General features: G+C 63.4%; 16 protein-coding genes. All 16 read left to right on the top strand.

What is annotated here, in order from left to right:
• Nucleotides 1-522, top strand: coding sequence for a phage major tail tube protein (locus AB3X98_RS18785; protein ID WP_368602494.1), 522 nt, complete (start codon nucleotides 1-3; stop codon nucleotides 520-522).
• On the top strand, nucleotides 523-813 hold the full coding sequence (locus AB3X98_RS18780) for a phage tail assembly protein (RefSeq protein WP_368602493.1): 291 nt from the start codon (nucleotides 523-525) through the stop codon (nucleotides 811-813). It begins immediately after the preceding gene.
• Nucleotides 770-919: a hypothetical protein gene (locus AB3X98_RS18775; protein WP_368602603.1), complete on the top strand. Its 150-nt coding sequence runs from the start codon at nucleotides 770-772 to the stop codon at nucleotides 917-919. The genes AB3X98_RS18780 and AB3X98_RS18775 overlap by 44 nt, the downstream gene beginning before the upstream one ends.
• 36 nt (nucleotides 920-955) lie before the next feature.
• Nucleotides 956-3,379 (top strand): phage tail tape measure protein, encoded by a 2,424-nt coding sequence (locus AB3X98_RS18770; RefSeq protein WP_368602599.1) that lies wholly within the window; start codon nucleotides 956-958, stop codon nucleotides 3,377-3,379.
• 7 nt (nucleotides 3,380-3,386) lie between these two features.
• Nucleotides 3,387-4,019, top strand: a complete 633-nt coding sequence (locus AB3X98_RS18765; RefSeq protein ID WP_368602492.1) for a phage tail protein — start codon at nucleotides 3,387-3,389, stop codon at nucleotides 4,017-4,019.
• A 1-nt stretch (nucleotide 4,020) separates the two neighbouring features.
• On the top strand, nucleotides 4,021-4,254 hold the full coding sequence (locus AB3X98_RS18760) for a tail protein X (protein WP_368602491.1): 234 nt from the start codon (nucleotides 4,021-4,023) through the stop codon (nucleotides 4,252-4,254).
• The gene (locus tag AB3X98_RS18755; protein ID WP_368602490.1) at nucleotides 4,242-5,315 is read left to right on the top strand and encodes a phage late control D family protein; all 1,074 of its coding nucleotides are present in this window, start codon (nucleotides 4,242-4,244) and stop codon (nucleotides 5,313-5,315) included. Before AB3X98_RS18760 ends, AB3X98_RS18755 begins: the two co-directional genes overlap by 13 nt.
• Nucleotides 5,308-5,958: a phage baseplate assembly protein V gene (locus AB3X98_RS18750; protein ID WP_368602489.1), complete on the top strand. Its 651-nt coding sequence runs from the start codon at nucleotides 5,308-5,310 to the stop codon at nucleotides 5,956-5,958. The genes AB3X98_RS18755 and AB3X98_RS18750 overlap by 8 nt, the downstream gene beginning before the upstream one ends.
• 59 nt (nucleotides 5,959-6,017) lie before the next feature.
• The gene (locus AB3X98_RS18745) at nucleotides 6,018-6,446 is read left to right on the top strand and encodes a GPW/gp25 family protein (RefSeq protein WP_368602488.1); all 429 of its coding nucleotides are present in this window, start codon (nucleotides 6,018-6,020) and stop codon (nucleotides 6,444-6,446) included.
• Nucleotides 6,443-7,612, top strand: coding sequence for a baseplate J/gp47 family protein (locus AB3X98_RS18740; RefSeq protein WP_368602487.1), 1,170 nt, complete (start codon nucleotides 6,443-6,445; stop codon nucleotides 7,610-7,612). Before AB3X98_RS18745 ends, AB3X98_RS18740 begins: the two co-directional genes overlap by 4 nt.
• Nucleotide 7,613: 1 nt before the next feature.
• Nucleotides 7,614-8,276: a phage tail protein I gene (locus tag AB3X98_RS18735; protein ID WP_368602486.1), complete on the top strand. Its 663-nt coding sequence runs from the start codon at nucleotides 7,614-7,616 to the stop codon at nucleotides 8,274-8,276.
• On the top strand, nucleotides 8,273-10,297 hold the full coding sequence (locus AB3X98_RS18730; RefSeq protein ID WP_368602485.1) for a hypothetical protein: 2,025 nt from the start codon (nucleotides 8,273-8,275) through the stop codon (nucleotides 10,295-10,297). Before AB3X98_RS18735 ends, AB3X98_RS18730 begins: the two co-directional genes overlap by 4 nt.
• Nucleotides 10,298-10,454: 157 nt before the next feature.
• A complete protein-coding gene (locus AB3X98_RS18725) occupies nucleotides 10,455-10,691 on the top strand; it encodes a Com family DNA-binding transcriptional regulator (RefSeq protein ID WP_368602484.1) in 237 nt (78 codons plus the stop codon).
• Nucleotides 10,663-10,827, top strand: a complete 165-nt coding sequence (locus AB3X98_RS18720) for a hypothetical protein (protein WP_368602483.1) — start codon at nucleotides 10,663-10,665, stop codon at nucleotides 10,825-10,827. The genes AB3X98_RS18725 and AB3X98_RS18720 overlap by 29 nt, the downstream gene beginning before the upstream one ends.
• Nucleotides 10,824-11,951, top strand: a complete 1,128-nt coding sequence (locus tag AB3X98_RS18715; RefSeq protein WP_368602482.1) for a GNAT family N-acetyltransferase — start codon at nucleotides 10,824-10,826, stop codon at nucleotides 11,949-11,951. The genes AB3X98_RS18720 and AB3X98_RS18715 overlap by 4 nt, the downstream gene beginning before the upstream one ends.
• Nucleotides 11,942-12,556, top strand: coding sequence for a formyltransferase family protein (locus AB3X98_RS18710; protein WP_368602481.1), 615 nt, complete (start codon nucleotides 11,942-11,944; stop codon nucleotides 12,554-12,556). The genes AB3X98_RS18715 and AB3X98_RS18710 overlap by 10 nt, the downstream gene beginning before the upstream one ends.
• The last annotated feature ends 16 nt before the right edge of the window (nucleotides 12,557-12,572 follow it).

Genomic DNA, 12,572 nt, shown 5'->3' with positions numbered 1-12,572 from the left:
ATGGCAGGCATCAAGATCAATCGCATCACCAATGCGAACGTCTACATGAACGGCAGCTCCCTGCTGGGTCGCGTCGATGAAGCTTCGTTGCCGGTCCTGTCGATGATCGAGGCCGATGTGAAAGCGCTTGGCCTGGTCGGCAAGATCACGCTGCCTTCCGGTTTCGACAAGCTGACCGGCAAATTCAAGTGGAACAGCTTTTACGACGACGTCTGGCTGCAGTTCGGCAATCCGTTCGTGCCGGTCAGCGTGCAGGTGCGTTCATCGGTCGACACGTACAACAGCCAGGGGCGTAGCGCGCAGACCGCGATGGTGACGTTCCTCACGCTGAGCATGACGAAGATTCCGCTCGGCGTGTTCAAGCAGAACGACGCGGCCGAGTTTGAATCGGATTTCACCGCGACCTACGTCCGGCAGACGGTCGGCGGCAAGGACATCATCGAGCTGGACGTGCTCGCAAATATTTTCAAGGTGGGTGGCGTCGACCAGCTCGACATCTACCGCGCCAACATCGGAGGCTAAATGAAGACGTTCAAACTGAAATTCCCGTACGCACTCGCCGACGGGCGCGAACTCAAGGAAGTCACGCTACGTCGTGGCAAGGTGCGTGAGCTGAAGCCCATCCAGTCCGCGCACGCGGGCGACCCTTTCGGCATGATGCTCGCGCTGTTGTGCCTGCTCTCGCCTGACCAGCTGACACCCGAAGACATCGAAGAGATGGACATCGCCGATTTCACGATGCTGCAGGACTATTTTCGCGACATCATGGGTGAAGCTGGACGAAATCAAGAAGCTGTCGGGGCTGCTGGCTAAGTGGTTCAGATTCCAGCCGTCTGAAATCGACGATCTGACGATCGACGAATTCATCGGCTGGTGTGAGACCGCGTGCGAACAGATCGACGCGGCTAACGGGAAGTGAGTTTGTGTTTCTGCAAGGGTGTCGACCGTGAGCAACATGATTGAGCTTGGGATTCTGTTGAGCCTGGTCGACACTGCCAGCCAGCCGCTGCGTATGCTCGGCAGCACGCTGGAACAGACCGCAACGCGTAGCGGCAACGCTTTCCAGCGCCTGGGCCAAACACTTGACCGCATATCGGGCAGGCTGACCGCGATGGGCGCGGTGTCCGCGACGCTCGGTCATGAAATCATGCACCTGGCCGAAAAGCCCGTTCATGCGTTCATCGAGATGGACACTGCGATGAACGATCTGGCGGTCGCGACGCTCGATCACACGGGCAGGATCGGCGCCGGCTTTGACCAGCTTCGCGAGAAGGTTCTGTCGATCGACAACCGCCTGCCGATGACGACCGCACAGGTGGCCGAAATCGGCACCGCGCTGAAGGATTCGGGCGTCACGATGCAGCAGATGCTCTCGGGCGCCTACGACGCCGCGGCGAATCTGGCGGTGGTGCTCAAGCTGCCAGGGGAAGAAGCCGGCACGATGGTCGCCCGCCTGCGTGAAGCGCATGGCCTCGCGGGCAACCAGCTGAACGCGATGGCAGACCTCATGCAGCGCGCCCGCTTCGCGTTTGGCATCTCGCCGGTAGAACTGAAATACGCGAGCGCCTACGCCGCGCCGAACATCAACATGCTCGGCCTGACCGGCCTCGACAACGCTAAGAAGCTGCTCGCCCTGCAGGGTATGGGCGCCGCCTGGAACTTCCAGGGCTCCAGCTTCGGCACCAACTTCTCCATGTTCCTGCAGCGCCTCTCGAAGGGGCCGGAAATGGTCGAGATGGCCACCAAGGGCATGAAGGGCAAGGCGCGCGAGGCGATGGAAAAGGCGCACGTCCATTTCGACTTTTACGACGGGAAGGGAAAACTCAAGGGCATCGACGACATGGTCGCGCAGTTGCAGGACGCCTACAGGAAGCTCACTGCCGTCGGCAAAGACAAGATGGCGCTCGACGTTTTCTCGACGGTGTTCGGCGCCGAGGCCGGCCGCGTCGCGCAGATGCTCGCGGTCAAGGGGACGGCGGGCTATCAGGACGCGCAAAAGCGCATTGATGATCAGGCCAGCCTCGACCAGCGCATCCAGCAGACGATGCAGAGCGCACAGAACATCTGGACGGTGTTTTCCACGAACGTCACCAATGCGCTTGCTGCCTTTGCTGAACCGGCGGTCAAGTGGCTGGAACCCATGATCATGCGCATGGGCGACGCTGTCGCGCAAACGCGCCATTGGGTCGAACAGCACCAGACGTTCGCGAAATGGACAATGGTCGTCGTGGGCGGCCTCGGCGTCATGCTGACCACGTTCGGTTCGATCGCGCTCACGGCCGGCCTGTTTGCGAAAGTGCTGGCCGGCCCGCTCGGCATGATCGGTTTCCTGATCCAGCGTGTGCCGTTCGCTGCAGCGTTCCGCGCGCTCGGCGATTCACTTGGGTTTCTCGCACGCGGCCTGCCCGTTGTGCTGACGGGCTTGCGTGCGCTCGGGCTCGCGCTGCTCGGCATTCCGGGCATCGGCCTGATTGCAGCGGGCGTTACGCTCGTGGCCTTCCTCGTCTGGAAGTACTGGAGCCCGATCAAGGCGTTTCTCGGCGGCATGTGGGACGGTCTGGTCAAGGGTTTTGCGCCTGTGGGCGCCGTCCTCGGCCCGGCGTTTTCGCAGCTCGGCCATTCGCTCATGTCGCTCCTTACCGCGCTCAAACCGGTCGGCATCGCACTTGCCGGCATGATGCTTCCGTTGATGCCATTGCTCGGACCGGCCATCGACATGCTTAAAGGCGCATGGCAATGGGTCGTTGCGCTGCTGCGTCCCGTCGATGCCACGGGCAATGCCGCGCGCAACATGGGGCTGCGGGTTGGCGAGGCGATTGCGGGAGCGCTTGGCTGGTTTGCGAAGCTCTACGCCTCCATGCTGTCGCTGCCGACCCGGTTCTTCCAGCTGGGCGCCGATCTGGTTAATGGGCTCGTATCCGGCATTACCGGTCGTCTCGCCGCCGCGCAGGCAACGATTGTCGGCTTCGGCAACAACATCAAGGGCTGGTTCGCGCATACGCTCGGCATCCACTCGCCAAGCCGTGTCTTCATCGGGTTCGGCGAGAACATCGGCATGGGCGCTGAGATCGGCATCCTGAACCGCCTGTCGGGCGTCCGGGGCGCGACTGGCCAGATGGCGGCCGCCGCAACGGGAATGATGGCCGCCAAGCTGCGTGCGCTCGACACGGTGGACCGGCATCTTGCGACGGGACGCCTGGGCGGAGCTGACGCTGCCGGCGGCGCATCGTCGCCGGTCATTCACTTTTCGCCGACGATCCACGTCAGCGGCGGCGCTGACGCGGGCAATCAGGTGCACTCCGCCATGCAGACCTCGTACACCGAGTTCGAACGGATGATGAACCGGTATTTCGCTAACCGTCGGCGCACCGCGTTCTGAACAGCGTATGGCGATCAATCCCTTTTCGACCGTCACCAACGCGCTGCAAGGCGTCGTGATCGGTTCGACGGCTTCGGTCACGCAGTTCGTCAACCAGTTGCTCGGTCAGGTTCAGGGCGGCGTCCTGTACGCGCTGCTCGGCGATGTTCAGTTCGGCCTGCCGGCGTACTTCACTGGCAGCGAGACGCGATTCGGTGCGGAGTACGCCGAGCACAAGCTCATCGACGGCAAGCCCCGGCTGCAATCGACAGGCGACAAGCTCGATGAGATCACCTGGAACGTGGTCTTTCACGCGGGGTTCTGCGACCCCGAGGCCGAACTGCAGAAGCTTCGCAAGCTCATCGCCAGCCACACGGCCGCACCGCTGCACTTCGCGAACGGTGACTACAAGGGCACGTTCGTCGCAACAGATTGCACGGTGACGACACGGCAGACGATGCGCGACGGCACACTGGTGTGGCTCGAAGGCACCGTCTCCCTGAAGGAATACGTCGAGCCTCCTGTGCTGGTCGAACAGACAGCCAGCCAGACACCCGTCGCGGCACAAACCCGCAGCGGTAACGGCATCACCACGCCACCCAATACGGTAACGGCATCCGCCACGGCGCGCCCGTCGACGGCGTCTGCCACGAGGAACTGAGATGGCGAAGATTTCCGCCTTGCGCCATGTGACCGTCGATGGCGAGCGATGGGACACGATCGCGTGGAACTACTACGGCGACCCGACCGCCTACGGCCGCATCATCGAAGCCAACCCGGCCGCTGACATCAAACCCACGCTGCTGGGCGGCATGGTGCTGCTCATCCCGATCCTGACGGCCGACGAGGTCGACACGCAACAGACCACCCAGGATTTACCACCGTGGAAACAGTAAGCAACGAGTCGGCATCGACGCTACTCTCCCTTGCCGACACGGTCGACGTGCCGCAAGGCAAGGTCGTCGTCGTGTACAGGTCGAAGGACATCACCAACGCGATTTCGCCGTACCTGCTGGAGGCCGTCTATACCGACCACATCGGCGGCGAATCGGACTCGGTCGAACTCGAGCTAGAGGACGCCGACCGCAGATGGCAGAACGCGTGGTATCCGAGCTTTGGCGACACCCTGACGGTGTCGATCGGATACGAGGGGCAACCGCTGCTGCCATGCGGTGTCTTCGAAATCGATGAAATCGAACTCAAGGGGCCGCCCGATACCGTGCGCGTCAAGGCCCTTGGCGCCGGCGTCAAGCGGCCGGTTCGCACGCGCGCCGGCCGCGCCTATGAGGACGTGACGCTCGCCGATATCGCTGCCACGATCGCGCGACGAAACAAGCTCACGCTCAGGGGCAAGATCGAGACTATCCGCATTACGCGTGCCACGCAGACGTGGGAAAGCGACCTCACGTTTCTCAATCGCATCTCAGCGGAGTACGGCTACGAATTTTCGGTACGCGGTGCACTGCTCACGTTCTGCAAGCGCAGCACGCTCAAGGCCGCAACCAGTGTGCTGGTCGTCGGACGGGCGGACCTCATCTCGTACCAGTTCCACGACAAGGTGCATTCGATATTCCTGGCCAGCACGGTGACGTATCACGACCCGCACGCGAAACGTACGCGCAGGAAGCGCGTGAGCGACCCGTCGTCGAAACTGTCGGCCTACGACCACTACAGCGCGGACGAACTGAACCTGAACGTGCGGGCCGAGGACGATACACAGGCGCACCTGAAGGCACAGGCAGCGCTGGAGCGGGCCAACGACGACCAGACGGGCGCCACGCTCACGCATTACGGCAATACGAAAATCGCAGCGGGCATCAACATCCTTGTCCAGGACTTCGGCAGGATGAACGGCAAGTACAGCGTCACCCAATCGAGGCACCGCTTTTCACGCGCGAGCGGTTACTCGACCGAAACTGAACTCAAGCGCGTGCGGGAGGCAGCGAACGGTGGGTAAAAACAATCACGCGGCAACAGGCGGCGTCCTCTTCAAGACGGGCGTCGTATTCGACGTCGGCGACGACGGTCGCGTCAGGGTCCGTTTTGATGACATCGGCCTGACGAGTCACTGGCTGACGGTGTGCTATCCGAAGACGAACCAGGACAAGTTTTACTGGCCGCTCGATGTTGGCGATCAGGTTCGCTGCATCATGGACCAATACCTGGAGGATGGCGCGGTGCTTGGCGCGATCTACTCGGAAGTCGATGCCGTTCCGTGGGCTTCGAAAGATCAGGTGGGCATGACGCTGCGCGACGGCGGCAGTTTCACGTATGACCGCTCGACGGGGACAGCATCCGTCCTCACCATCGGCGACCTGTCGGCGACGGTCGGTGGCGCACTCAAGGCGACAGTGACGGGCGACGCGGTAGTCAAGGCATCGCATATCGAGCTTGACGCAGAAGAAACCGTGATTGGCGGCAACCTCCGCGTCAAGGGCGCGACGATGCTTGAGGGCGGCGTCGGCGGCGCACCCGGGGCTGGTACGCCAATTCCTGGTGACGTCGTTGCAGAGAATGACGTGGTCGCGGGCGATATCAGCGTACGTGGCCACCATCACGATGATCCGCAGGGCGGCGAGACCAGCGAAGCCAAAGCCTGACCGGCAATTTTCAAAGTCCTTTTCTATCGCGTGCTGCAGTGTGTCGCCACACTGCAGTCATGCAATCGTCAATCCTCTCCACCATCCAGACCCGGTTCTTCCAGCTGGCGCTCTCCACGGCGGCCACGCCGGGTTCGTCCGGACTGCTCGGGAACCATCTCGGCAAGGTGGCGACGGACGTCGACGACATCGCGCAATGCATCCCGATCATCCTGCATACGCCGCTCGGCAGCGATCCGCACCGGCCTGACTTCGGCAGCAGCGTCGACGACTACCTCGACTATCCGATCAACGTAGCGCGCCCCTACATCGCGCGCGAGTGCCGGCGCGCGCTCGGCCGATGGGAGCCGCGCCTTGACCTCGTGCGCGTGAAGGTCGAGCCCTCAGACGTGGCGCAACTCGCAGTTGGCATCTACTGGCAGATCGCGGCGGCTTATCAGGGCGAGATTTTTGTCACTAACCTGGCGTTTGGCCAGCTCACGACATGAGCCTCCTCGACACATCGCTGCCGGAACCCGACTTCATCACGCGCGACCCGGCCCGGGTGACGGCCGACATGGTCGCGCAGTTTGAGTCTGATACGGGCCGCACGCTTTTTCCTGCCCAGGTCGAGCGCCTGCTCATCAATAACGTCTCGTATCGCGAGAGCCTGATGCGCGAGGCGATCCAGGATGCGGCAAAGCTGAATCTGGTGCGCTACTCGCGCAAGCCGATTCTCGACATGCTCGGCGAGAACGTCGATTGCGGTCGTATCCTCGCGACGGCTGCGACCTGTACGCTGCAGTTCACGTTTGACGCGCCGGGCGTGGCGACCGTGATACCGGCTGGCACCCAGGCAGGAACGGATGTTGTCTTTGCAACGACGGCCGACGTGACGGTCGCGGCCACCGATACGTCCGCGACCGCGTCAGCCGACTGCACCGTCGCCGGCACGAGTGGCAACGGCTTTGTTGCCGGGCAGATCAGCGGCCTGGTCGGTGCCGTTAGCGGGCTGAACATCACAGCCGCGCAAAACAGCACGACGACGGCAGACGGCACCGACGACGAGGAAGACGACAATTACCGCGAGCGCATCGTCCTCGCACCGGAAAGCTTTTCGGTTGCCGGTCCGTCTGACGCGTACGTCTACTGGGCACGCTCGGCAAACGCGAACATCTGCGACGTGGCCGTGCGTTACCCGCAGCTCGCGCTCGTCAACGGCCAGCTCACGTCACTCAATGACGTGCTGCCCGGTTGCGTCTTTATCTACGTGCTGACCACGTCGGGCCTGCCCGATCAAACGATTCTCGACCAGGTGCTGGCCAACTGCACGCCTAAAACCCGCCGCCCCTTGACCGACTATGTCGACGCGTTCGCCGCCGACGAAGTTGACTACAAAATCGTTGCTCAGTTGACGCTGTACAAGTCGGCTGACGCGGCTACGGCGCTGTCTCAGGCGCAATCCACGATGGCAAAGTGGGTGGCGGCAAGAGAGAAGCAGCTCGGCATCGACGTCATTCGCGAGCAGATCATCGGTGTGCTCAATGGCCCCAGCGCATATGGCGTCTATGACACGAACCTCATCGAGCCCGCGCAGAGTCAGGTACTGACCGAACAGCAGTGGGGACACTGCACGTCGATCGAAATCACGATCGCGGGTACGGCGGACGGCTGACATGGCGGACTTTGCCTCTCCCTCGCTGTTGCCGCCGCCACTGGCGCGTGACCTGACCTGCCGCGCGACCGAAACCCTCGGCGCGCGCATGTCGGCGATCGACCTCACGCCGCTGCTCGTCTACGACTTCGATACGGTGGCCGCCTCGGCGCTCGCGTCGCTTGCCGAACAGTTGCGCGTGCTCGGCGACGCAGGATGGAATCTGGCGACGACCGAAGCGCAGCAGCGCGCGCTGCTCAAGAGCGCAATCAAGCTGCACCGCATGCGTGGCACATCGTATGCCGTGACGCGCGCGCTGGAAATCCTGGGCGTCAATGCCGACACGGTCGAATGGTTCGAGGACACGCCACAGCGCGCCCCGTACACGTTCGCCGTCGACATCGATACCACGAACCAGCCCGCCGACGCTCCATTGATCACGCTTGACCGGTGGGCGCAGATCATTCGCGTCGTCAACTACTGGAAGAACGCGCGCAGCGGGTTCAGCGTGCGCCTGTCGAGTACCGGCCTCGCGCTCGGCATGGGCGTGGTGATGGTTGCCTGCGGCGAGGAATCCGAGGCCATCACTGCGAATTTTGACGGCGACGCGATCGGGCTCGCGCTGCCTGCTGCAACCGTCGCCACCGGGACCGAACGACAGATCATTGGAGCCACCTTCGCATGACACAACGCACTATCACGCTCACGTTGACCGACGTCGGCCGCGCGGCCCTCGTCAACAAGGCCCAGGATGGGCTGGACGTGGAATTTACCGCGCTGGCTCTCGGCTCCGGCACCGTAGCACTCGACAACACCGCGAAAGCGCTGACAACCCAGCAGGAACAGAAGCCGATCTTTTCGGCCTATCAGCTTGCACCCGGCCAGTTGCGTGTCAGCTCGCTCTTTAGCGATGATCCGGCCGCCACGTATGCGGCGACGGAACTCGCGCTCATCGGCGACGGCGTGGTGTTCGGTGTCTGGAGCACCACCGATCCGACTCAGGCGCTGGTTGTGCGAACACCCGGCGTGCCCTACACGGCGACGATTACCGTGGGCTATGCACAGCTGCCTTCGCAAAATGTGACGGTCGTGATTCAGCCCTACGACAACGCCATGCAGGCGCTCGTCCAGGACGCGGTCAATGCCGAGTTCGACTCGCGTCTGTCGGCCGGCGGATCGACGACGTCCGGTGCTTCGCTGGTCGGATGGGACAACGGCAACCTCGCGCAGCAGTTGATGTACCGCATTTTCCATGTGGTCGATAGCGTCGTCGAGTTGCAGGCGCTCGACGAATCGGTCTACACGCGAGCCTTCGCGCTCGGCTATTACGCGCCGGGCGATCTCGGTGGCGGCCCGTACTACTACGTGAATGGTTCGACGGCGGCCGTCGACGGCGGCAGCGTGCTACCCACAAAAGGCGGCACCGGCCGCTGGAATCTCCAGATTGTCGGGCCGGTCTCAATCCGCCAGTTCGGGGCGAAGGGCGACAACACCGCCGACGACCGCGGCCCAACGCTGTCGTGGTCGAAGTTCGTTTTGACGAACGGCATCAAGGGCTTTGCCGACGAGGGACGCTACAGGATCACACAGGAATTCGTGATGGACTGGGCATTGGCTCCCAAAAATGGCGCGTCGTTTGAAGGAGCAGGCAGGAACCGGGCGGTGTTTGACCTGACGACCGTGCAGACCGCGCCCGCGTGGTTCATGACGAACACGGCGTCAGACGGCGCCGCGTTCGACGGCGCGTTCAAGGGAATCGGTATCGTCGGAAATTGTCCTGGTCCGGTGTTTCAGGTGGGCCGCGAGGACTACGTCGACGCCTTCAACGAATTCGAGTTCGACGTCGGTGTCGAGAACCATAATGCGACGACTAACGCCTGCGCGATCGAGCTGAACGGCGTCTATAACTGCGACCTTTTTCTCGTCGGGAACAACGCGGGCTACGGTACGGCGTTGCGCCTGCGGGCGCTGCAGTTCTCCGACCTGCGCGGCAGCTTCGGTAACGCCGAGCGTGCCATGCACCTGACGGCCGGTTACGTCTACGGCAATGACTTCATCTCGCTTGACCTGGAGGTCGTGAACAACTGCGTGGTGATTGACAGCGCAGCGGCCACCCGCAACACCTGGATCGGTGGCCAGCTCGTCTGGAGCAACGGCGTGGGGCCAGCGGGCTACGGCGTCGTCGCCTCGGCAGGCAATACGAACCGCTTCGTCGGGACGAACCCGGCCAGCTCAGGCAATGTCGTTGATCCGGCCAACGCAGTGGGCATCGAGTTTGACGGACAGGGCGTCGGCGCGCACGTGTCGGGCGGGGTTACGGTCGTGCCTGTTACAGGGGACGGCGCTGTGGCCGTTGACTCCCCGTCGACGAACACGTCGCTGGTCGAATATCGTCGTGGTGGCAAGCGGCGCTGGTTGGTCGGACGCAATACGGCTGCCGAGGCGGGTTCGAACGCGGGTTCAAATCTTTTCATCGGCCGCTGTGACGACACAGGGGCGCTCATCGATGACCCGGTGTCTATCGACCGACAGACTGGCATCGTGGCAGTAACCAAACTTGCCGTGTCGCAAATCGCGCTTTTCGGCGGCGGCCTGATGACTGGCCCCGTTACGCTGACAGGCTCGCGGGGAGGCAGCACTTTGCTCAGCCAGATCGTGAATCTGCTGGCGGAAGCCGGATTGGCCGTCGACGAAACCACGGCGTAACCACTAAAGATGAGAGCGACGGTTCCGGTGCGCTAACACCGGAACCGCCACCTCCACCCACAGCCGCAACTGTGGTTTTTGGCCGAGGCCCTCAAAGCCGTGCACGGCGGGCGTAAGGCTACCACAATGAAAATATGCGGCAACGGGGTTACACAATATGCAGGTGCCGGGTAACGGTGAGCAGGCAAACGGGGCGCACGCGGATCACGATGAAATCCGCTGCGGGAAATGCAGACGCAAGCTCGCTACGGGGCGATACCTTGAACTGACGATCAAATGTCCGCGCTGCCGGACACTGAACCACTTGAAGGCCACGAGCCTCGAACACGCGCGCCGCAGAGCGCCCGATGAAACGGAGCAACGTCGTGAGCGTTCGAACAGTGGCCCGGAATAAGCCGCCGGGCATCAATGGTTTCAAATACAAACCGCAATACGGCATCGTCGTGGTATGCCGTGACGAAGCGCAGCAGCAGCAGGCCTATCGGGCCCTGAACCAGCAGGGCTACAAGCTCAAGGTGGTGTGCGTATGAAACTGGGCATCCACCACCGCTGTGCTGACGCGAAGTCCTACCGGGCCGCTCGCGTCAAATCCTTGTTCAATGTCGATGACGGTCGCCAATTCGATCTCGATGTCGATCTGCCGGTCGAAGGACTGGACTGGCAGATCGGCGTGATCGTCGGACCGTCCGGCTCGGGCAAGACGAGCCTTGGCAACGCGATCGGACCGCTCTACGCGCCGGAGTGGCCAGCACGCAAGCCGATCATCGACGCGATTGCGCCGCGCGGGTCATTTGACGAGGTGACGGGCGCGCTATCGGCGGTTGGCCTGGGCAGTGTGCCGACATGGCTGCGGCCGTTCCCGGTGCTCTCCAACGGCGAGCAGTTCCGGGCGACGCTGGCGCGGCTGGTATGCGATGCGCCGCCGCTTGCGGTCGTCGATGAGTTCTCGTCGGTCGTCGATCGCCAGATAGCACGCATTGGTGCGGGCGCCTTCGCGAAGGCGTGGCGGCGTACCGGCGGCCGGGTCGTGCTGCTCTCGTGCCACTACGACATCCTGGACTGGATTCAGCCGGACTGGGTTTTCGATACCGCCACCGGCAAGTTCGAACGGGGGCGCCTTCGGCGTCGGCCAACCTTCGAGCTGGACATCCGGCAGACAGACTGGCGCTACTGGCCCATGTTTGAGCCGCATCACTATCTGAAGCTGCCGAAAATGATCGCGGCAACCAACTACGTGGGCTGGGTGGACGGCGCACCCGTTGCGCATCTGGCGGTCAGCACGCGGCCCGGTCTCACCGAGGCCCGCGCGTGCCGGCTGGTCGTCATGCCCGAATGGCAAGGCGCGGGTGTCGGCATGCGCTTCCTGAACGCGATCTGCGACGCCTGGGCACGCGGCGAGAACCGCTACGGTTTGCCGCTGCGCACGCTGTTCCACACGAGCCATCCGGGCCTCGCGAACGCGCTGCGCCGGGACAGGCGATGGACGCAGGTATCCGCGTGTCTCATCGGCGATAACCGCCAGCGCTCGATGGATTCGCTTGCGGCCTCGCACGCGCGGTCTGGCCGCGACACGAAGCAGAACAGCGGCTTTGGTGGCCACTTCCGCGCCGTACAGGGATTCCGTTATCTCGGAGAGGAGGCCGCATGCGCCTGATGATCGTCGGTCAGAAGTGGTTCGGGGCCGAGCTGCTCAGGCAATGCGTTGCGGCTGGCCACGACGTCGCGGCGGTGGCCGCACCGGGCGCCGTCGACGAGGAATACGACCGGCTCTACGCCGCCGCCCAGCAGCTCGGCGTGCCGGCGTCCATCGTGGGCCGGCGGCTGGAGCCTTCAGCCGTCCCGGACGGCGTAGACGTCATCCTGGCGGCCCACGCCCATGCGTTCATCCCGCGCGTGGCACGCGAGCGTGCCCGCCTGGGCGCGCTGGGCTACCACCCGTCGCTGCTGCCCCGTCACCGTGGCCGGGACGCCGTCCGGTGGGCAATCCATATGCGCGAGTCCGTAACGGGCGGGACGGTCTACTGGATGGACGACGGTGCGGATACCGGCCCTGTCGCGGTGCAGGACTGGTGCCACGTGCGGCCGGACGACACGCCGGCCATGTTGTGGCGGCGGGAGCTGGCCCCGATGGGGCTGCGCCTGTTCGCGACGGCGCTCGGCCTGGTTGAACGGGGCGACTGCCCGCGCCTGGAGCAGGATCAAGCGCTTTCAACATGGGAGCCGGCTTTCCATTCCCGGCCGCTTGGCTCAGTGACGTAACTGTCAGGCTTGGTCA

This window comes from Paraburkholderia sp. BR14312 (assembly GCF_040948675.1).
GTDB lineage: Bacteria > Pseudomonadota > Gammaproteobacteria > Burkholderiales > Burkholderiaceae > Paraburkholderia > Paraburkholderia nodosa_A.
The sequence above is the reverse complement of the archived record's forward strand: the minus strand, read 5'-3'. Positions and strand labels throughout refer to the sequence as shown.

Coding starts and splice junctions, on each gene's coding strand:
- AB3X98_RS18785 (WP_368602494.1), top strand. CDS start 1: ATGGCAGGCATCAAGATCAATCGCATCACCAATGCGAACGTCTACATG.
- AB3X98_RS18780 (WP_368602493.1), top strand. CDS start 523: ATGAAGACGTTCAAACTGAAATTCCCGTACGCACTCGCCGACGGGCGC.
- AB3X98_RS18770 (WP_368602599.1), top strand. CDS start 956: ATGATTGAGCTTGGGATTCTGTTGAGCCTGGTCGACACTGCCAGCCAG.
- AB3X98_RS18765 (WP_368602492.1), top strand. CDS start 3,387: ATGGCGATCAATCCCTTTTCGACCGTCACCAACGCGCTGCAAGGCGTC.
- AB3X98_RS18760 (WP_368602491.1), top strand. CDS start 4,021: ATGGCGAAGATTTCCGCCTTGCGCCATGTGACCGTCGATGGCGAGCGA.
- AB3X98_RS18745 (WP_368602488.1), top strand. CDS start 6,018: ATGCAATCGTCAATCCTCTCCACCATCCAGACCCGGTTCTTCCAGCTG.
- AB3X98_RS18740 (WP_368602487.1), top strand. CDS start 6,443: ATGAGCCTCCTCGACACATCGCTGCCGGAACCCGACTTCATCACGCGC.
- AB3X98_RS18735 (WP_368602486.1), top strand. CDS start 7,614: ATGGCGGACTTTGCCTCTCCCTCGCTGTTGCCGCCGCCACTGGCGCGT.
- AB3X98_RS18730 (WP_368602485.1), top strand. CDS start 8,273: ATGACACAACGCACTATCACGCTCACGTTGACCGACGTCGGCCGCGCG.
- AB3X98_RS18725 (WP_368602484.1), top strand. CDS start 10,455: ATGCAGGTGCCGGGTAACGGTGAGCAGGCAAACGGGGCGCACGCGGAT.
- AB3X98_RS18715 (WP_368602482.1), top strand. CDS start 10,824: ATGAAACTGGGCATCCACCACCGCTGTGCTGACGCGAAGTCCTACCGG.
- AB3X98_RS18710 (WP_368602481.1), top strand. CDS start 11,942: ATGCGCCTGATGATCGTCGGTCAGAAGTGGTTCGGGGCCGAGCTGCTC.